Below are 21,099 nucleotides of genomic sequence, written 5' to 3'. Positions count from 1 at the left end.
CGGACGAAACCCCTCACCAAAAATCACCTCCGGCGGACGCGAATCCCACCGGAACAACGGCTCCAAATCCCCACGATAAGCAATCCGAAACGCCCCAGCCCCCGTACCCGGATCACCCAGAGGCTCCCCACTCCGCGCAAGCGGAATATCCTCCGGACGCGGCCCATACAGACTGCCACCAAAACCAACCGTGGGCTGCGGAGTAAAAGTAGTCTCCCGCGGGAACCGCGTGTACTCCTCCTCGAAAAGCTCCGTACTCACCGGATTCTCATCATCCGACGAATACCACTCACTCGACACCGACGGAGGACGAGAAAACTCAGGACGCCCCGACACCCCCGACACACCCGCACCCGACGGACCCGCCTCCGACGGACCAAACAGACCCGCACCCCACGGCGCATACGCACCACCCGCCGGCGCACCACCACGCAACCTCGCCGGAGCACCCGACACGATCGTCTGCGCAATCGCCTCACCCCGTGCTCGCAACGGCCGCCTACGAATCCAACCCGGCAACGCGTCATGCAACTGCACGACCTCGTCCCACGACGGCCGATCTCCCCCCTTCCCCCGCAAATTGTCCAACTCCCGCTGGACGTCCGACATCAACCCCCCCAGCTCTGGCCGGAGCCGCCCAGATGCACGTCCCGGCGGCATCTCCCCCACCGGACCGGACGGCACCGCTCCCACAGTCGAGGACGGGTCGTCGAAGACATCGTCGATGGCGTGCTCGATGGAGCCGGAGGTCTGCTCGGCGGGGGCCTCCGCGGCGGCCTGGTCCGGGTCGTGGACCTCCGTGGCGGTCCGGCCCGCTGAGAACTCGGGCAGGTCGGCCGGCAACACCTCCGAGTCGGGGTGCGCGGGCGCCACCACCGTCTCCTCGGGCACGTCCTCGATCGCCGGCGGCTGGTAACCGTGCTCGCCGGCCGAGGCGTCGGCCTCCGCACCGTCCTCCCACGTGAGCCCGCGCTCGTCCGCGAACTCCTCCTGCCGCACCCGCTGCTGCGTCTGAGCCGGGTCGATGCCCAGGCCGGCGCCCTCCGACTCGGGCGCGGGCTCCCGCAGACCCTCGAACGCGGCCTCCTGCGCCTGCTGGATTTGCCGCGTCACCTGCTCCGGGTCGACACCGAACCCCTGGAGCGTCTGCTCAGCCCTCCTCAGGTCCGTGACCGCCGCGTGCGGCAGGAACGCCGCCCGTGTGCGCTGCCACGTCTCCGCCGCATCCCCCAGCTGCCGAACCTCCTGCTGGAGGACCTGGGCCTTCCCGATGTTGTCCGAAGCCTGCCGGTACTCCTGCCACGCCTCGATCCACTGCTCCGACGTACCGGACGTGCCCGACCGCTCGACGATCCCCTTCTCGGTCTCGCCCAACTGCGGTCCCAGGTCCGGCTGCGGCGCGGCGACCGCCGCCTCTTGCTCCTGGACCGGCGCCTGGAGCACCGCGTCGATCCCCGGACCGGCCGGCTCCGGCGCGGGCTCCCGCAGACCCTCGAACGCGGCCTCCTGCACCCGCAGCACCTGCTGCGTCACCCGCTCCGGGTCGATACCGAACCCCTGGAGCGTCTGCTCAGCCTTCTTCAGCCCCGTGGTCGCCAGGTACGGCTGGAACATCGCCCGTGTGTGCTGCCACGTCTTCGCCGCATCCCCCAGCTGCCGAACCTCCTGCTGGAAGACCTGGGCCTTCCCGATGTTGTCCGAAGCCTGCCGGTACTCCTGCCACGCCTTGACCCGCTGCTCCGCCGTACCGGACGTCCCCGACCGCTCGACGATCCCCTTCTCGGTCTCGCTCAACTGCGGCAGAGCGTTGGTCTTCTGCTCCTGGACCTGCTGGGGGCTCTGCTCCTCCTCGGGGCCGCGCGAGGTCCGCACGCCGTCGCCGTGGGTCACCGCCGTGGTCTTCGGCGGCGCCGCGGGACGGTCCTGCAGCTGCTGCAGTTGGCCGCCCTCCGAGGCGCCCTGACCCGGCCGCTCCGCGCCACCCGTGGGGGCGGGACGGTCGCCGGCGGCCGGAGCCCCCTGTCCCTCGGGGGCGTCGGAGCGCTCCGCGCCACTCTCCGGCGCCGGGGTCTCCCCCGTCTCCGGCTCGCGTGCCGGGGCGGGGGTGTCGCCCGCGGGGCTCGCGTCCGCACCGCCCGACGGCCGCTGCTCGGGGGCGGGCAGCGAGTCGAGCTTGCTGCCGAAGGCGTCCCCGCCGTCCTTCTCGTGCTCCAGCCACGCCTCGATGTTGTGCTCGTGCGGGGCGTACAGGTCGTCGTAGGTCTTGACCGTCTCCTTGCGGAAGTCGTCAGCGGTGTCCTCGGCGACCTTCTCGTCCAGCCGGCGCTCGGGGTCCGCGTCGTACCGCAGCGGGTGGTATGCCTCGGCGCTGCGCTCCAGCTGTTCCCGCAGCATCACTTCGTGGTCGAAGCGGGCCTCCAGGGTGGAGTCGATCACCGCGAGGTTGTCCTCGTAGGAACGCGCGGGCCGCGACGCGTCGCCGTCCCACCTGCCGGGCTTGTACCCGCGGAAGTCCGGGCCCTGGAAGCTGTGCCCCTCGCTGTTCTCGAAGAAGTGCTCGTCCACCGCCTTCTCGTTGACGTTCCGCAACTCGGTGGACAACCGCTCCCGGGCGTCCTGGGGAAGGGCGCGGAGGCCGAAGGACTCGTCCTCGAATTCCTCGAACTTCTGCTGGAGCCGCTGGTCGAGCCGCTCGTTCCTGAACTGCCGGAACTCGGCGTGTCCGACGCGACTGTCCAGGGAGCGCAGCTGCTCGTCGACGTGCTCCCGCCACTGCCGCCCAAACTCGTGCGCCTTCCGGAGGGACTCGGGGTCGGGACGGTCGTTGAGTCCGGCCCGTTCGCGTTCGCCCTGGTAGTAGCGGTGCAGGTCCTCGTCGAGCTCGCGGCGCATCCGCGCGAGGTTCTGCTCGTCCAGGACGGTGGAGATCTTCTGGTCCTGCCGGTTACCGGTCCCGCCGCCCGGCGCCTCCTCGCCGCTGGTCCGCGGCGACGCGGGCGACTGGTCGGGGTCGGCCTTCCCCGCCCCCGGCTGCGGCGTCGCCTGCGACCCCGACGGCAGCAGCGTCGGCTCTTCGGCGTCGCCCTCGTCCCAGCGCGGTCCCCCCGGCGCGTCGTCGACGTGGGCGTCCGACCGCGCTCCCGACGGTGCCGGCCCGTCAGCGGCCGGGTGTTCGTCGGCGGCCGGGGGCTCCTCGGTGAAGTGCGTCACGCCCCGGGGGGCGTCGTCGGAGGCCGGGTCGAAGGCGGAGAACTCGTCCTCCTCCGCCAGCCTCCGGTCCACCTGCCGGTTCACCCGGTCGACCTCGCTGGTGGCGTCCCACAGCGATGCCAGCCGCTTCGGCAGGTCCTTGACCAGCGCGCCGGCCTGGTCGTCGATCAGGCCCTCGCGGGCCGCCGTGTCGCCCGGGTGCGCCTCGTACGCGCGGTCGACGATGCCGCGGATCCTGGCGAGGTGGTCCGCCCGCAGGTGGGACAGCGAGGTCGGCACGTACCCGTCCTCGCCGGGGCGCGGCCTGCCGTTGTCGGTGTCGTACGTCGGGTCCTTGAAGTGCTCCGTCTCGTAGTGCGCGAGGTCCGTCGGGACGTCGTCGGACTCGCGCAGGAAGTTCTCGTCGCCGAGGTCGCCGCGGTCGCGGAACGTCTCTACCGCGCGGTCCAGTTCGTCGTTGAAGTGGGTCATCTCGCGATGGCGCCCACTGGCGTGGGCGAAGAACCGGTCGGCGTGGTCGGCGATCTGCCGGTAGCTCTGCTCCCAGGTCGCCTTGTCGAGCCCTTCCGGGCCCCGCGCGTTCCACTCGTTCTTGAACTGCTCCAGGACCGCCCTGTGGAAGTCGTGCTCGGCCTGCGCGTAGCCGACGCTGTCCTTCGGCAGCCCCCGGCCGCCGAAGAGGTCCTCCCGGGCCCAGTTCTCATAGCCCCTGAGCAGGTCCGCACTGCGGTCGTTGTCGCGCTCGAACTCCAGCAGCCGTGCGGTGCGCTCGTCCCGGTCGGCCTGGTAGGCGTTCCAGCCCTCCCGTCGGGCGATGCTCTCCGCGACCGGGTCGGCGGCCGGCTCCGGCGACTCGTGCACGGTCTCGTGCGCGGTCTCGTGGGACAGGTTGTGGGACAGGTTGTGGGACGGGTTGTGGGACGGGTTGTCCGGCGTACCGCCTTCGGCCGGGTCGTGGGCCGGCGCGGCGGGGCCCGCGGCCCCCTCGTGCTCCTCCGAGGCGACCGAGGACGCGGGCGTCGCCGGTCGCCGCCCGAAGGAGTCGACGGTGCTCTCGGACGCGCTCGACCTCGTGGCGCCCCCGGAGCTCACCGACATCTGGTCGTCCGACGGCCGGTTGGCCGACAGCCTGGGGGCCCCGGCCCCGGCCCCGGCCCCGGCCTCGGTCACCGGTCGCTGCGGCTCCGTCCGCCCGGCCCTCCCACCGGGAGCCTCCCGCACCAGGCCCTGGCTCGGAAGCTGCGGGCCCGTGAGGCCCGTCGTGGTCTCCCGTGTGCCGTCCACGGACCGGCCACCGGCAGGCGCGCCCGGCCCGGTCGGCCCGGTCGCCGTCGGCTCGCCGCCGCGCCCCGCCACCGGCTGCCACGGCCGGTCGCCCGTCTCGAATCCGGGGTAGCGCTGAATCTGCGGCCCGGCGGCCGAGTTGGTGCCGTCCTCGGACTTGTGGTCCCGGGTGGTGTTCGGCTCGGCCCCGGTCCTCGGCGCCGGCTCGGCCGACCGCGGGCCGCCCCCGGTGCCGACGGGCGCCCCGCCCGACATCCCGACGGGCGCGGCTCCGCCTTCCTCCTGGCGCGTCCCCTGCGGCACGCCATGATCCGGGCCGACTTGCTCCGAAGGGCGCGACGGCCGGCCCGGCACGCCCTGGTCCGAGGTGTGCGGCCGGCCCGTCAGGTTCTGGGCCGGCCCGCCATCCTCCGCAGACCGCGACGGCTGGTCCAACCCCTCGTGCTCCGACGCCTGCGGCGTGCCCTGGTCCGAAGAGCGCGGCGGCTGGCCCGGCCCGGTCTGGTCCGACCCGTCGTGGCCCTGCCGCGAACCCTCGAGGGGGCCGCTGTGCCCGGAGGTCTGCGGTGTGCCCTCGTCCGTTGCGTGCTGCCCCGGCCCCGGCCGCGCACCTTCCACCGGTGCATGCCGGCCCGGCGCGTGCTGCTCCGGCCCTTGCTGCGCGCCGTCCACCGGCCGCGCACCCTCGGGCGGCGCGTCGGGGCCCTGCCGGCCCGCGCCGTGCGGGGGCTGCGCGCCCTGTCCGTCGGTCGTCGCGAAGTTCGGCTGCTCCGGCGCCGACTCGTGCGCCGGCGGCCTGTCTTCGAACCCTCGCAGGGGGGCCTGCTCGGCCGGCGGCATCCCCGCGTGCGAGCCGGTGCTCCGAGGGGGCTCGGGGGCGCCCGGCTCGACAGCGTTCCGCCATGACTCGACCCGGTCACTCGGGGATGCCCCGGGGTTCTCCAGCCTTCCCGGGTTCTCCAGGTTCTCCGTGGTCAACCGCGCCCCGCCGGAAACACCCTCCGGCCGGGACGGCGCGTCGGTGCCGGACGTCTCGGGCACCTGCCGGGTGTTCGGCGCCTCACGGTCGTCGATCCCCGAAACCGTCACATCGTCGCGGACCGGGCGGCCCGACATCGACGAGACGTCCGACTCGCTCGCGCCGTCCCCGCGCCCCGGGGCCGTCCCCCGGCCGCCCTGGCCTCCCGGAACGGAGGACCTGCCCGGCTGCGAGGCGAGGCCCTCCGAAGGGGGCGGGTAGCCGGCCGGCATGCCTTCGCCGTAGGACGATTCCGCGGCGCTGGAGCCGCGGGAGGAGACGGGCCCGTCCACAGAGAGGCCGTCCGCAGAGAGGCCGTCCCCGTACGCGCCGCCGTCCCTGGCGCCCGAGCCCAGCAGCGGGGTGCGGCTGTCACCGGAGAACAGCGAGGGACTGTTGTACGGACCGTCGCCGAACGCCGAGCCGCTGTCGCTGCCCAACGACCGGTAGCCGCCGCGCGCATCCGGCGGGAGCCCGTCGCTCTCCGGCGGAACGCCCTTGTAACCGCCCTTGTCCGACCCGTTCCCCAGGTCGGGCAGGTTCAGACGCGGCGGGTTCTTGAAGTCGGTGTCGAGGTCCGTCTTGGCCTCGGCGGCCGCTTTGCCGGCGGCGCGGCTTGCCTTCCACGCCGGGATGTGACCGATCGCGCCGCCCAACGCGCCTGCCAGGAAACCGAGTCCGGGGGAACCCTCCATGTCGAACGCCGCGTCGGAGGCCGCCATGCCCGCCGCGCCGCCGAGGCCGCCCAGTGCCATCTTCCCGAGCAGCGAGGCGAGGATCCGCTGCCCGACCTTGCCGCCGAGGCCCACCGCGCCGAAGAGGCCGCCGGTGATCGCACCGCTGATCGCGCCGGACCCCGCGGCGATGCCCACTTCCTTCCAGTCGAGCGAGTGGCGCCGGCCCAGGGCCTCCTGGATGCCCTGCACCGACAGCGACAACCCGGCGCCGACGGCCGCGTTGACACCGGTGGCCAACGCCAGACGCCGCAGGATCATCCCTATCGCGAGCCGGCCCTGGGCATAGATCTCGGGCAGCGCCTCAGGGGCCCACCAGGCGAAGAAGGCGATCTCGGCCGCCATCCACCCCAGCATGGCGATCGTCATGATCTTGCCGTACTGGACGTTCAGGGCGAACTCGTCGAGTTTGTCGGCCAGTTCGTCCGCGGACTTCGCCACGGACTCGAAGTTGTTGATCATCTTCTGCAGGTACGCCTCGAACTGCTCCGACGCACCGCCCGAGATGCCCGCCCGGACGTCGGCCAGCACGGACTTGAGCTCCGTCGCGGCCGACCGCATCTGCTCGGCGTAGTCCTTGTGCTTCTTGGACAGTTCCCAGCACTTGTCCTCGTCGGCCTTGGGCCATTGACCGCCCGCCAGAGCAGCAACCCACTCCAGCTCCTTGGGCATCATGATGCTCATGCCGCCGCACCTCCCCTCGGCACGGCATGCCTCATCACATGCCCAGAGGGCGCCAGGACCGGACCGACCATGTCAGGAAAGCTCCTGTGAGGAGCCCCGCGCCGCCCCGCCGTCCACCGAGGTCTCCGGCTCCGCCGGTCGCGCGGCCGGCAGGATGCCGTCCAGCGCCCCCAGCCAGTCGTCCTCCTCGTTCACCGCGCCGGCGGCCTCGACCGCCTCCCGCAGCATCCCCGGCTCCACGGTCATGCTCACCGGGCCGGAGGCGTTGAGGTAGACCACGTGGTCCTCGGGCAGCCGGTCGAGCAGTTCGGCGGCCCGCATGGTCTGGAAGGACAGCCGGCCCGCGGCGTGCAGGTGGTCCGGGGAGGTGAAGACGGGCACGATGGCGGACTCGTCGTCCGGAGCCACCGCGGACAGCAGCGTTCCGCCGGGCGCGACGAACGCGGCCACCTCGGCGGTCGCCAGCGCGCGCGTCACGGCGTCGGCCGGGCCGTAGCCGGTGGCCGCCAGCTGCAGGGCGGCGTCCACCGGATCCTTGGCCTCGGGCCAGCCCAGCGCCGGGGGCGAGGGGCGGTACTCCGGGTTGTCACGCCACTCGGCGATCTCGCCCTGAAGGTCCGAACGCCACTGACCGACCACGGCCCAGACCGGCGGGGCCCCCTCGCCGGACCAGGTGGGGTCGATCATGCCGAACCAGTGGTCGGGGGCCGACCGGGCGGCCTCCCGTACGTGGTCCGGAACCGGAGGCAGGCCGGCGTCGGTGGTCGCACCGTCCGTCGTTCCGGCGGTGGACGCACCACGGCCGTCCCGGGACGGCCGCTCCCCGGGCGCCGCGGCCGAGCCGCCGGCCTCTGCCGTGACCGGCACCATGGGAATGACCGTAGAGGCGGCGGGACGTGCGGCCGCCGCCTCCTCGGATGTGCTGCTCATCGACTACCCGCCGTTTATCTCCGGATGCAGCCGCCGACCGGTCTCGGCCGACTGCTGCTCGACGTTCTCCAGTGCCCTCACCAGCTGGTTTATCTCGCCAGTCGTCCTGTCCAGGAGCTTGCCGGCGGTGTACCCGGCGGTGACGGCGTCCTTGTGAGGGCCCTCGTACTGGCTCTTGAACTTCTTGCCGTTCTTGTCGTCACCGATCACGTCGCCGTACGCGTCGCAGTCCTCGCGGAAGTTCTCGGCGACCGACTGCATATGTGTGGTCAGCTGCTCCAGCTTGCGCGCGGCTTCCTGCAGCTTCTCGGTGTCGACCCGCACCTGGCCGTTCGACGATCCGCTCATGACCGCGCTCCTCCTTCACGCTTCACACCGAATCCGTGCTCGACGTACTCCCGCACGGCGTCCGGCAGTTCAACATCCGGTGGGAACAGGTCACGCGGGTCGAAGTCGCCCTTCACCATGTCGACCGGCGTGATCCCCTCGGGCAGCCGCCCGACGGCCACCTCCATCACCTGCGACAAGGCCTTGGTCCTGGCCTGGTCGAGGGTGGCCTGGATGACCCTCGACAGGTCCTTCGGCGCCATGTTGCGGTAGGCGCCGGTGGGGAAGTCCAGCGCCAGCACCTGGCCCTGGGCACCCACCGTCGCCTTCACCACCTGCCGGGGCGCGGTCACCGTGGCCTGGATCTCGTTGATCTGCCGGCGCGTGTCGACGGACTGCTCACGCGCGTCGCGGTACTCGGCCAGCAGATCCTCGATCTGCTGATCGTACGGAGTCGACATTCCCTTCCCCTCAACGCTCTGTGCTGCGCTCATTCGGCCGGTCGTCACCCAGTGAACCGTGCGTGACGGGCCGAACCGACCGGCGGACACACGATCTTGACCGCACGGACAGCCGGTTCTGCCTCCTTGGCCACACCCGACCTGTCCCGCCGCGCCCCGGCCTCACTTGAAGCCGCCGCCGCCCCAGATGTCGTCGCTCTGTCGCAACAGGTCGGCGACGCTGCTCCTGCCGTCCGCGTCGCCCTCCTTGCCCTTGCCCCTACCCCTGGCCTGGCCTGCGGAGGAGCCGTCCTTCTCGGACTCGGCGGACGAGGTGGCGGCAGTCTTCGGCTTCTCCTCCGGCTCGATCCCCGAGCACGACAGCTCCCTGAGCATGCCCCCTTCGGAGGAGGGCTTGGGGCGCCAGGCGGGCCGTGCGGGCTCGGCGAACGCCTGCTCCGAGCCGGCACCACGGGCAACCATGTACGCGCTCGCGCCGACCACGCCGGCGGCGCCCACCGCCTCTTCCGCGCCGGTCACTCCGCCGGCGTGGCCGCCCTTCGCACCGAAGAGGGGCAGGAGATCGGCGTCCCATGCCTCGGCGTCGTCGGCCACGGACGCGCCCTGAGGCGCGGACGCCGAGGCGGGGTCGGCCGCCGGGGTCGTCGCGCGTGCCTTCGCCGGTACGGAGGCGGGCGCGGACGCGGCGTGCGCGGACGCCGGTGCCGGGGCGGGCGCCGTGGCCGGTGCCGCGGCGGGGGCCGGGGCAGAGGCCGAGGCCGGGGCCGGGGCCGCGGCGGGCATCGAGCTCGGTGCCGCGGCGGGTGCCGACGCCTGTGCCGAGAGGGGCCCCGAGGTCGGGACCGTCACCGACGCGGCGGGGGCCGACGCCGGTGCGGTCCCGGTCGCCGGGGCGGACGCGGGCGCGGGGGTCGAGTGGACCGCCTGCTGCGGTGCCGGCGCCTGCGGGGCGGGGGCCGGCGCCTGCGGGGCGGGGGCGGGCGCCTGCCCGGCGACCGCGACGGCCGGGGCCTGCTGAGGGGGCGCCATGACCGGGGCGGGCTCAGGCTGGTGAACGGCCGCCGGTGCCTCCCGGCTCGTCAGCGCATGAGTCGGCAGACTCTGCGCCGCGGGCGCCTCCGCGGGCGCCTCCGCGTGCTGCGGTGCGGACACCGGTTCCCCGGCGGCCTCCGGCGCGGTCTCGGGCGCTGCGACGTCCGGCGTTGCGACATCCGGCGTTGCGTGCGGCGCGGGGGCGACGTCCGGCGCGGCCTGGGTCACAGCGGTCGAGACGGGCGGCGCCACGGCCGGCTCGGTGCCGGCCGTGCCAGCAGTAGCAGCAGTGGCGTGGGTGCCGTTCGGGGTGCCGGTCCGTGGCGCCTGTGTGCCCGAACTTCCGGGCGCGCTCCAGGTGTTGGCAGCCGCTGGGCTCCCGTACTGCCCCACGGTGCCGGTGCCCCACGTCGACGCGAGGAACGGCAGGCCGTCCAGCGTGCCCATGGCGAACGCGTCGGCGTTCGTGGTGGCCGGGGTGCCCGTCTCGGCGTTCGTGGTGGCCGGGGTGCCCGTCTCGGGCGCTGCCGCTTCCTGCTCCGACGGCGCATCCGCCGGCAGCCCGTCGGAGGGCAGCCCGCGCGGCGAGAAGTCCAGCCCCGCACCGCCGGTCCCGGCCCCACCGGTCGCCTCCGGCGTGGAGTCCAGCCCCGCACCGCGCCACGGCGTCGCATCGCCCTGCAGCAGACCGGAGGCATCGGACGGCGCGCCCTCCGAACCACTCCCGCCGGCGCCCATACCGCCGCCCATACCGCCCATCGGCATCATCGGCATACCGGAACCGCCGCCCTGGCTCGCCGTGTTCGCCCCGCCGGAGGCGCCCGACGACAGTCCGTCGCCGTAGGAGTCCGAGGAGCCTCCGCTGCTGTCCAGCGACAGCCCGTCGGACGGCAGTCCGTCACCCGTGCCCGACGACAGCCCGTCGGACGGCAGTCCGGTACCGGAACCGTCCAGCGACAGTCCGTCGCCGTCCAGCCCACGCGGCGAGAAGTCCAGTCCCTCGCCGCCCCGCACGGCGCCGCCGTTGAGGTGGCCGGTGTCGTCCAGCAGGCTCGAACCACGCCACGGCGTCGCATCGCCCTGGAGCAGACCGGAGGCGTCGGACGGCGCCCCCTCCGCACCACCCCCGCCGGCGCCCATACCGCCGCCCATACCGCCCATCGGCATCATCGGCATACCGGAACCGCCGCCCTGGCTCAGCATGTTCGCCCCGCCCCCGGTCCCCGGGGACATCGTGGTCCCTTCGGGGCCCGCGGACGCCAGGCTGGTACCCGCTGAGGGGTCGGACAGGCCGGTGTTCGGGTAGCTGGAGAGGCCGCCCCCGCCGGCCGAGGAGCCCAGCCCGGAGGGGTTCGCGCTGGAGAGGCTGGTGTCGGGGTAGCTGGAGAGCGGACTGGAGGTGGGGGCCTTGATACCGGAGGTGTCCAGTTTTGGGATGTTCGCCCCCGAGTACGGGGTGGTGCCGGCGTTCGGGCCGGCCCCCGAACCGCCCCCGAGTTTCCCGGTGTCATCCAGACCCAGACCGCCCGTGTACGGCTTCGGCGCCACGTTCGCCTTCAGGTTCGGGGTGCCGGCGTTCTTGTTCGTGGGGCCGCCCAGTCCGAGGTCCGGGTAGCGCATGTTCGGGATATTCGACGTGGCCGGGTTCAGGGCGGCGTCCATCGAGGGGTCGAGGGCGCCGCTGTTGGGCATGTTGGTGCCCGGGGTGTCCAGGCCGGTGTCCGGGTACGCACTGGGGTTGGCGTCCCGCGCCCCGTTCTGCGACGAGAGGCCCTTGCCGAGGACCTGCAGGGGGATGTTGGCCATGTTGGGGGTGGCGCTCCCGCCGGACAGGGCCGTGCCATTGGGCGCGTCCGTGCCACCCAGGTCCCCGGCGTTCGGGTAGGGGGTGGGGCTGCCGGTGTCCGGGGCGTTCGTGCTGAGGTCCGGGGACTTGGCGTAGTCGGGGACGTTGCCGGCGCCCGGCCCCGCTCCGGTGTCGGAGTTCGGCATCGCCTCCGGGGAGTTGCTCTGGTGGAAGTCGGGCAGATTGCCGTTGCCGGTGTGAGGGGCACCGGTGGGGCTGTAGTCCGGAATGTTGGGGGAGTTGTAGCCCGCGAGGTTGACGCCCCCGAAGTTGGGCCCGTTCGGCGAGTACCCGCCGATGTTGTTGTACGGGTTGGGCACGCCGGAGCCGGTGTTCGGCGGGGCACCCGCCATGGTGGTCGGCGACTTCGGCTGGGCGACGTTGTCCTCGGTGACCTTGTAGTGCGAGCCCAGGGTGCTGACGACCTTCTGCATGTCCGAGGTCATCATGGCGACGAGCTTGGGTTTGGCACCGATGTGCACCGAGCCGTTGTCCATCATCAGGCTCGGGTCCTGCGCCAAGGCCTGTTTGGCGTAGAAGGAGTCGATGTCCGTGATCTTCTGACCGGCCTCGCGCAGGTGGGCCGCGTTGTTCGCCAGCTGCTGCGGGATGTTGTAGTCCCCGGTGATGCCTCCGGACAGCGTGTTGCCCAAGTCCTTCACCTGCTTGGACAGGGTGCCCATCACCCGGTTGAGCGCCTTTGCCGCGGAGCCCTTCCACGGTCCGTTCTCACCGGTCAGCGCCTGCGCCTGGTCACTGATGCTCTCAGCGGCCCGCTGGATCACCTGCTCCGCGTACCAGAAGGTGTCGGCCGCGTCCTGGATGGACTGCGGGTCGGCTATGAACTTGGCGTTCCCGTCGTTCTCGGGGTGATCGGGGTCGTGGCCGGTGACGTGTTTGACGACCGCTTTCCAACCCCACTCGGAGTAGTCCCCTTGATCGTTTTTGTCGTCGGACATGCCGCCTCCGCTCCCCTCCCCCTGAACGTTGATGCCGCTGTGCCGTGCCGCCGCGCGTAGTCCGCGTGCGGCGACACGGCATCCAGCCCAGCCGGTGCTGCATAACAACCCGGCAGCCCCGTCACCGTATTCCTGTGTAGGTGCCAGCCATCCAGAGTAGGCGTTGCGGGCGGCGCCCTCAGCACATGGTCACCGCTCTGAAACAAACTCGTTCCCTTCGCGGCCGTTACCACTGAATGGCGCAACCCGACGGACACCTTCTGTTGACAACTCGCCTGCCAGGCAGTCATGTTGCCCCTTCCTGGCAGGCGCCCCGGCACTCATCGCCGGGCCGTCGAGAAGAGTGTGCGGCGCGCAGTCACCACACCCTGGCGGATCAGAACCCGGGCAGCCCGGCGTCCTGTTCGGTGTTCTGTGCCGGCACATCCCGCACCGCTGCCCCCCGCAACTGGTACTGCGGAGTCGTGTCTCCCGCCGGCACAGCGGGCACCTGCCGCTGCAACTCCACCGGCTGAGACTGCTGGTCCGTCATCCCCGCCGGCACCGCCAACGAACGACTCAGCATCCTCGGCTCCAACTCCGCCGGCTCAGACCCCTGCTCCGCCGACCCCACCGGCACCGCCAACGAACGCCTCAGCACCCTCGGCTCCAACTCCGCCGGCTGTGACTGCTGGTCCGTCATCCCCGCCGGCACCGTCGACAAACGCCTCAGCATCCTCGGCTCCAACTCCGCCGGCTCAGACCCCTGCTCCGCCGACCCCACCGGCACCGCCAACGAACGACTCAACATCCTCGGCTGCAACTCCGCCGGCTGAGACTGCTGCGACGCATCCCCCGCCGGCACCATCACCGAGCGACTCAGCATCGTCGGCTGCAACTGCGTCGGCGGCTGCCCCGTCGACGAGTCAATCGGGGCCGACCGCGACAGATACTCCGAGGGCGGCATCCCCGTCACGGGCGACATCGTGCCCCGCACCATCGGGGTCACCTCCTGCCGCTGGAGCGGCGTTCCGAGGCTGGTGCCATCCGAACCGAGCGGGCCGGACAGGCCGCTGCCACCACCGGTCATCGGGTTGGAGAAGGTGGCGTGGGGCACGCTGTCGATCGTGACCTTGTAGTGCCCCGCCAAGGCGATGAGCACCTGGCGCATGTCGCTGTCCAACATCGGGGGGATGGACTTGACCTGGCTCACCGCGATCCGGCCATCGTCCATGACGATGTCCTCGTCGAACTCCGAGGGGTGCTCGTTGTAGTAATTGATGGCCTGATTGGCATACCAGACGTCGATGTCCTGCAGCTTGGCTATCGCCTCCCGCAGGTGCTGGGCGTTGTTCGCCAGCTGCTGGGGGACGTTGTAGTCACCGGTGATCCCGCCGGTGAGCACGTCGGTCAGGTTCGAGACCTGCTGGGACAGGTTCTGCATCAGCTTGTAGAAGCCCTGTGCTGCCGGCCCCTTCCACGAGCCGTTCTCGCCGGCCAGCGCCTCGACCTGGTACCCGAGGTTCTCGTCGACCTCCTTCAGCACCTGCCCCGCATACCAGAGTGTGTCCGCCGCGTCCTGGAGCGTCTGAGGGTCGGAGGTCATGCTGCCGTTCACGCCGGGGTCATCGGGCTTGGACCCGGTGACGGCCTCCATGACCTGCTTCCAGGTGTACTCGGAGTAGTCACCGTTGGCGCTGCCGGAGCTGCCGGACCTGCTGGAGCTGGAGTCCGAGTCGGAGCTGGAACCGGAGTCCGAGTCGGAGCTGGAATCGGAACTCGAATCCGAGCTGGAATCAGAGTCGGAGCTGGAGTCGGAGTTCGTGTCCGAGCCGGTGCCGGACCCTCCGCTGCCGGAACCGTTGGGACTGGATCCGTAACTCCCCGTGCCGTAACCCCCGTCACCGCCGGTCGGGTCGGTCCCGTAACCACCAGTGCCGTAACCACCAGTGCCGTAACCACCGGTCCCGTAGCCGCCGCTACCGCCGGTCGGGTCCGTCCCGTAGGTGCCCGAGCCGTACCCGTCCGTGCCATAACCGGTGTTGTAGCCGGTCGGGTCCGTCCCGTAACCATCGGAACCGTAACCCCCGCCACCGCCACTCGGGTCCGTCCCGTAGGTGTCCGAGCCGAGTGGGCCGCCGTACACGCCCTGGATCGGGGCCGTCCCGTAGGCGTCCGTCGGGTACCCCGTGGAACCGTCCTGGCCCGCGGGGACGGTGTTTCTCAGGGGGTACCCGGCATAGCCTCCCGAGCCCGAGCCGCCACCGTAGGAGCTGGGGTCCAGGCCGTAGGAGCCGGTCCCGTACCCGTTGGTGTAGCCATCCGGGACATCCTCGGTGGCGGCACCCAGGCGACCCTCGGAGAAGCCGTAGCCGGCCGGAGCGGCCTCGTACGTGTACCCGGAGCCGTCGTTACCGGTGCCGCTGTTATAGGAGTTACTGGTCTCGGTCATTACTGGTAGGCCCTCCGCCCCATGCCCACAAGGCGCACCGCCCCTCGCGGGCGCTGCGCCTTCGTCTTTCTCTCAAGCCCCCATCGCATCTCGGGGCGTCTGTTTCCTCTCGGCCCCCGAAGGGCCGCCGCAACCGCCTGCAAGACCGCGTGGTCCGATAGGTGTCACCGGACCATCGCGGTCTTGGCGTTCCCGTCCGCTCCCGCAGTGGCGCCGAACACGGGCGGACCCTGACGACCGCTACGTCACCTACGCGGTCGTGGTGGTGGACGAGGGCGTCGGGGCCGACGAGTGGGACCCCAGTTCCTGGCCCAGCCCCGCGCTGTCGCTCTGGAACTTCTGGAGGTCGGTCTGCGCCGTCTGCATGAGCTGGTGCAGTTCGTTGCCCGCCTTGCCGTTGAGCTCCTCCAGCGTGGAGTACTTGTTGGCCATCGTCCGGATCCGGTCGGCGACGTCCATCAGCGACTGGCGCAGGTCGTGCATGGACTTGGCGAGGCCGTCCTGCAACCCCCCACCGCCGCTGCCGCCGCTGATCTTTTCCTTGAGCGTGGTCGCCTCGGTGAACGATCCGGGCCGGATCTGCTGGAGGTTGACCACGCGATCCCTGGCGCCGCCGACCGCCTCGGCGATGGTGTCCAGGTTGTCGGCGAACTTCTTGAGCGCCGTGGTGTCGACGGAGACGTCACCGCCGCCCGAGGACGTGGCCGGGATCACCGGCATATCCGGCAGTGCCTGGCTCGCGTCGACCGTGCCCGTGCTGGTGTCCTGGTAGTCGCCACCCTGGTAGTGCTGCGGCTCGTCGGAGGACGAGTTGGACGACGAGCTGGACGACGAATTGTTCATGCCGTAATTCGTGTCACCCTGACTGACCACCGCGCGTCACCTCCCCGCCCTGCGCACGGAGTTGCTCTCGGTCATCGCTCACTGGTCCCAGAGGTTGACGCCGTACTTCTCACCGCTGTTGTAGTACTCGCCGATGGTGCCCAGGCCCTTGGCGGCCTCCGCCGACTGCTGCTGCATGGCCGCGGCCGCCTCGTCCCACTTGGCCTTCGCGATGTTGTACGCGTCACGGGCGTCGCTGGACCAGTGGGCGAGGCTCGACTTGGAGCTGGCTTCCAGCTCGGACAGCGTCTGCTGAATCTGGCGGGCGATGGTCTGCATCTCGCCCTCGACGAATGACATCTGCTCAAGGCTTACCTGGTAAGTCGTCATATTGCCCTCTCTTGGCAGGTGCTCGGCACCCATCGCCAGGTCGTCGGCGGAAGGGTGCTGAGCAAGGTCTCCGCGGAACCGGGAATCAGAAGCCGGGCAGCCCGGCGGCGATAGCGCTGTTCAGCGAGGTGGCCGCGTCGCTGGTGCTGGCGTGGACGTTCTGGTAATTCCCGGTGGTGGCCGCGAGCTTCTCGATGACGTTCGAGAGCTGCTGGCTGACGGTCTTGCAGTTCTCCAGCCACTGGTCCAGGGCGTGGGTGAAGGACGAGGCCGCGTCACCGGTCCAGTTGCTGGCCAGGGCGACCCGCTGCTCCTCCATGGACTTGTAGGCCTGCGTGGTCTCGTTCAGCGCAGACTCGAAGTGCGGCTGTGCCGCCCGCATTCCTGCGACATCAACATTCGTCGGCTCGCCGGCCATGGGCTGTCCCTTCGCTCAGGTGGTTCCGTCGTGCCACCAGCCATGGCACTGTGTCGTGTTCAATTCTGTCCCGCGCCCTCACCCGCGAGGAACGGTGCGCGGGTGTTGTTGCCTTCCGATACAGGCGCCATTGTCTGGTTGTGCGGACCGGCTGCCCGTGCGGCCGGAGCAGCGGCCGGTTCCGGCCCGGAACGCGGGGCCGCCGGGGCTGCCGTGGTCTGTGTCCGGTCCGCGATGCGGTCCGCGAGCCGGTGGGCGCCGCGCGCCCCGTCGCTGGGCATCTGTCCGGCGATCCGCCCGCTCAGCGCGGTGTGCGTCGCCTCGTTCACGGCGTGGCCGCGGGCGGCGAGCCGCCGGCACATCAGTCCGGCGAGGTCCTCCGCCGTGTAGTCGGGGAAGCGCAGGTACTCGGCGAAACACCGTGCCACGTCCGGCCGTTCACGCAGCGCCGCGCCGAGCCGGGCGTGGCTGCCGCGCAGCACGAGCACGGTCTGCGGATTGCGGACCGCGGAGCCCACCACGGCCTCCCACACCGCGGCGCGCTCCGCCTCGGACCGCGCGGCGAAGGCCGCGTCGAGTTCCAGGTCCAGCACCCCGCCGTCCGCCTCCTCGAACAGCCACGCCGCGAAGGCGCGGGCCTCCTCCGGGCGTCCGGCGTGCACCTGCGACAGCGCCACGCGGTGCACCGCGCCGTTGCGCAGCACGCCGGTCTCGGCCAGGCACTTGGCGTACAGCGTGGCCACCGCGCGGCGTCCGCTGCCCTGTTCGCCGGCCAGCACGACGTTGGCTCCCGGTGCGGGTGTCTCGCCCCGCTGGACCCCGGCCACCAGCTCGTTGGTGCGCCTGAGCAGAGCCGTGCGGATCTCATGCAGTCCGCACAGCGCGGCCAGTCGCCGCATGGCGGGCGGTGGTTCGGCCGGCGCCCTGGGGGCTGCCTGCTGCGCCGGCTCGGGTTCCGGGTCGGGAACCGGGGCCGGGGCCTGGGCCTGGGGGGTCTCCTGGGGCAGTTCCTGCGGAGGCTGCGCCCTCTCCTCGGCCACGGGGTTCTCGGGCTCCGGCAGCGCGCCGACGTCCTCGGCCACCAGACGGTTCAGCGCCTCGTTGTCGCCGGAGGAGGTGGCCAGCCGGGACGCCTGGTTGCTGATCATGGTCTCGAAGATCGACCGGGCGACACGGCCGTTGCCGAACGTGGCCCCCTTGGGGATGTCCACGAAGTACCTGGTGAGGGCCTCCAGACCGGAGTCCTCAAGCTCGTAGTAGTGCTTGGCGCACAGGCCCTGCACGATGGTGACGAGCTCGTCGACCTCGTAGTTGGGGAACTCCACGGTGCGGGCGAAGCGGGAGGCCATGCCGGGGTTGGACTCCAGGAACTGCCCCATCTGCTCGGAGTACCCGGCCACGATCACCACGATCTCGTCGCGGTGGTCCTCCATGAGCTTCATCAGCGTCTCGACGGCCTCCTGGCCGAAGTCGGGCCCGCTGCCCCCGGACTGGTTGGTGAGGGTGTAGGCCTCGTCGATGAAGAGCACGCCGCCGAGCGCCTTCTCGAAGACCTCGGTGGTCTTGATCGCCGTGCCGCCGATGATCTGCGCCACCAGCCCGGACCGGGAGACCTCGACGATATGGCCCTGCGTGAGGATGCCGAGTTCGGCGAGGACCGCGCCGTAGAGCCGGGCCACGGTGGTCTTGCCGGTGCCGGGCGGCCCGGCGAAGACCAGGTGCCGGCTCATCGGCGGCATGGGCAGGCCGAGTTCCAGGCGCCGCTGGGCCATCTTGTTGACGTTGATCAGGCCGGTGACCTCGCGCTTGACGCTGTCCAGGCCCACCAGGGCGTCGAGTTCGGCCAGCGGTCCGGTGCCGCCGGCCGGGGCGCGGCGCTCCTGCGCCCCGGAGCCCGCGCTGCCCGTGTCCCGTGCGCCCGCCCCGGCCCAGGCCGGCTCGCCCGCCGCCGGCCGGGGCCGCTGCTCGTCCTCGTCGCCGCGCAGCCGGTTGAAGCCGGTGCCGCCGTTGTCGGTGACCTCGCAGCGCTGGACGGTGACGGGCTCCTCGGAGTTGCTGCGGACGCCGTCACCGATGTTGCCGGTGATCGTGCAGTCGCTGAGGTCGGCCCGGCCGGACGCCTGGACGTTGACGCCGTGGCCCTTCGCGTCGTGCACCCGGCAGCCGCTCGCGGTGAGGGTGCCGCCGCCGAGCACCCGCGCGCCGTCGCCGGAGGAGCCAGCCAGTTCGCTGCCGCGCAGCACGACCTCGCCGTCCGTGCCGACGAGCACGCCGGCGCCGTCGACCGTGGAGGACTCCACCTCCGCGCGCGCCCCGCCGGACACCGCCAGTCCCCACTCGCCCGCCGCGCGCAGCCGGACGTCCTCGAAGGCGGCGATGGCGCCCTCGGACAGTTCGGCGCCGACACCGTGATCGACCACGAGGTCGGCGTGGTGCAGGTCGATGCGGGCGGACCCGGACAGGCGCAGCCCCGCGCAGTCCTCGGTGACCGACAGGTCCCGGAACTGGGCGCGCGACTCGCCACGGAGCTGGATCGCGGTGCGCTTGGCGCCCTGGATGCGCAGCCGGTGGAACTCCGCCTTGCTTTCCTCCTCGATGAGGACGGCCAGCGGTGTGCCGGTGATCTCGCAGTCCTCCAGCCGGGGGGCGGAACTCCCGACGACCTGGAGACCGCCGGCGTTCGCCGAGGTGAGCCGGCAGCCGCGCAGCAGCGGCCCCGCTCCCCCGCTGACGTGGACGGACTGTTCGCCCGAGCCGCTCAGGGTGCAGTCGGTGAGGGTGGTGAGGCCGGTGCTGGTCAGGTAGGCGTCGAGGCTGGCGGACTCGGTGACGGTGACCCGCATCAGCTCCGCCCTGGCCTGCTGCTCCACCACGATGGCCGGCTTCTGGCTGCCGGTGACGGTGGTGGTCTCGACGGTGACGCTCCCCTGCCCGTTCACGCAGATGCCGTTGCCGCCGACCCGCTCCAGGGTGCAGTCGCGCACCGTGAGGCGCCCCTTGTCGGCGATGACGACGGCGGAGGAACCGAGGTCGGTGACGGTGGTGCGTTCCACGGTGTTGTCGCTCTCGGCGGTCACCACGATGCCGGCGCCGCCGGGGTTGGTCACCCGGCAGTCCCGGGCCGCCAGTTGACCGTCCTGCCAGGAGATCACCGCGGCCCACGCCTGGTCGCCGGTCACCGTGCAGCCGTCGATCGCCGCCTGGCCACGGCGCACGTCCAGTACGGCGGCGTTGGCGTCGGAGCCGCCGAGGGTGAGGCCGGTGAGCTGGACCGCTTCGGCGTCCACCGTGACCGTGCTGCCGACCGGTGACTCCAGCCGCACGGTGCCGGGGTCGCCCTCGGCCGAGAGCGTGACCGCCCGGGTGAGCGTGAGCGCCTCGGTGTAGGTGCCCGGCGCGATGGCGATCAGCGCGCCCTCACCGGCCGCGGCCAACGCCTGGGAGACCGTGCGGTGGGCGCCGCTCTGGGTCGCGGAGACTCTCAGGACCTGACGGTTCAATGGTTCTGCCCTTTCTGCGGCCCGGGACCGTTCGAGGCAGAGGGCGGCCGCGGCCCGGCCGGCCTGTCCCGGTGGGACTGCAGCAACCCGGGAGCGGAACGGAAGGCGTCCGCGTACTCGTCGGGGAGCGGGTCGCCGGCCGGGACCTCGGTGTCGTGCTCGGCCTGCTTCCACAGGGTGTGGAGCTGGTCGAGCCCGGTCAGGGCGATCTCGTCGAGCGGCACCCGCTCCTCGCGCAGGTTACCGGCCTCGTCAACCTCGGGCGCGGCCAACTCCCTCAGCAGGACGGCCGGTCGGTCGCCGTCCACCGAGCGCAGCACCTTGAACCGGGTGCCGGGGGTGAACAGCAGGCGGTCGGGGACCTCCGGCGCCAGCAACCCGGTCCGGCGGGCCGTCAGCGACCAGAACAGGATGTCGGTGTTGCCCGGCAGGCCCCGGCGGAGGGCGGAGAGGGCGGAGAGGAACGAGTGTTCCGTGACGAGCCTCCCCTCCTGGTACCAGGCGCGTTCGGCGTCGCTGAGCGTGGCGCGCAGGATCGCGCCGCCCCGGTAGGACGGCAGGCGGCGCATCCCGGAGGTGGCGCAGCGTGCCAGCGGGACGTGCGGGCCGGCGACGGCGGACCGGATGGCGGCGTCGATGTCCGGGGTAGAGCCGGACAGGTACAGCCGAACGGCCGCCAGGTCGGTGAGCGCGTCGCCGGCGGAGCCGCGCGGCCCGCCGGCCAGCCCCGGTGACTGCGAGAGCACCCGGGCGACCAGGGCCGCCGCGGTGTCGTAGCGCTCGCCGAGGCTGCGGCGCACCCAGTCGCGTTCCTTGTCGACACCCTTGGAGGGCGGCAGCACTACGGCGGCGGCCGCGGGTTCGGGCTGGACCCGGACGGTGCCCGGGACCGCGCCGGCGAGCGGCTGTGGCGGCGCTGCGACGGCCTTCTCCGCCGGTCCCGCGGCGGCGGCCGGTGGCGTGGCCGGGGCGGGCCGCGGCGGCTCGGGCTCCGGCGCCGGGGACGCCGGGGGTGCCTGGGGGCCGGCGGGCGGCTGCGGGGCCGGCGGGGTG

General features: G+C 72.1%; 10 protein-coding genes and 1 pseudogene. All 11 read right to left on the bottom strand.

Translation table 11 applies throughout. From position 1 onward, the window contains the following. Positions 1-6,930, bottom strand: a 6,930-nt coding sequence (locus ACWGJY_RS34360) for a WXG100-like domain-containing protein (protein ID WP_453264802.1), incomplete at its 3' end; no start/stop codon positions are given. Positions 6,931-7,002: 72 nt separating this feature from the next. Beyond that, entirely contained in the window at positions 7,003-7,860 is an 858-nt protein-coding gene (locus ACWGJY_RS34355; RefSeq protein ID WP_453264801.1) for a type VII secretion system-associated protein, read from the bottom strand. Positions 7,861-7,863: 3 nt separating this feature from the next. Beyond that, a complete protein-coding gene (locus ACWGJY_RS34350; protein WP_453264800.1) occupies positions 7,864-8,208 on the bottom strand; it encodes a hypothetical protein in 345 nt (114 codons plus the stop codon). Next, complete coding sequence (locus tag ACWGJY_RS34345) at positions 8,205-8,648, bottom strand: YbaB/EbfC family nucleoid-associated protein (protein WP_453264799.1); 444 nt, start codon at positions 8,646-8,648, stop codon at positions 8,205-8,207. The genes ACWGJY_RS34350 and ACWGJY_RS34345 overlap by 4 nt, the downstream gene beginning before the upstream one ends. A gap of 162 nt (positions 8,649-8,810) precedes the next feature. Next, positions 8,811-12,485 (bottom strand): hypothetical protein, encoded by a 3,675-nt coding sequence (locus ACWGJY_RS34340; RefSeq protein ID WP_453264798.1) that lies wholly within the window; start codon positions 12,483-12,485, stop codon positions 8,811-8,813. Positions 12,486-12,861: 376 nt separating this feature from the next. Further along, positions 12,862-14,916, bottom strand: a complete 2,055-nt coding sequence (locus ACWGJY_RS34335) for a WXG100 family type VII secretion target (protein WP_453264797.1) — start codon at positions 14,914-14,916, stop codon at positions 12,862-12,864. Between the two features lie 249 nt (positions 14,917-15,165). Next, positions 15,166-15,759 (bottom strand): hypothetical protein, encoded by a 594-nt coding sequence (locus ACWGJY_RS34330; protein ID WP_453264796.1) that lies wholly within the window; start codon positions 15,757-15,759, stop codon positions 15,166-15,168. Between the two features lie 78 nt (positions 15,760-15,837). After that, entirely contained in the window at positions 15,838-16,128 is a 291-nt protein-coding gene (locus ACWGJY_RS34325; RefSeq protein ID WP_453264795.1) for a WXG100 family type VII secretion target, read from the bottom strand. An 85-nt stretch (positions 16,129-16,213) separates the two neighbouring features. Then, complete coding sequence (locus ACWGJY_RS34320) at positions 16,214-16,546, bottom strand: WXG100 family type VII secretion target (protein WP_453264794.1); 333 nt, start codon at positions 16,544-16,546, stop codon at positions 16,214-16,216. Positions 16,547-16,605: 59 nt separating this feature from the next. Then, a complete protein-coding gene (locus ACWGJY_RS34315; RefSeq protein WP_453264793.1) occupies positions 16,606-20,046 on the bottom strand; it encodes a right-handed parallel beta-helix repeat-containing protein in 3,441 nt (1,146 codons plus the stop codon). Beyond that, a pseudogene (locus tag ACWGJY_RS34310) lies at positions 20,043-21,099 on the bottom strand (hypothetical protein); the annotation flags it as partial. The pseudogene ACWGJY_RS34310 and the gene ACWGJY_RS34315, both read right to left, overlap by 4 nt.

The sequence above is a fragment of the Streptomyces sp. NPDC054765 genome (assembly GCF_053612065.1).
Note: the sequence above shows the minus strand (reverse complement) of the source record. Positions and strands in the feature narration are given on the sequence as shown.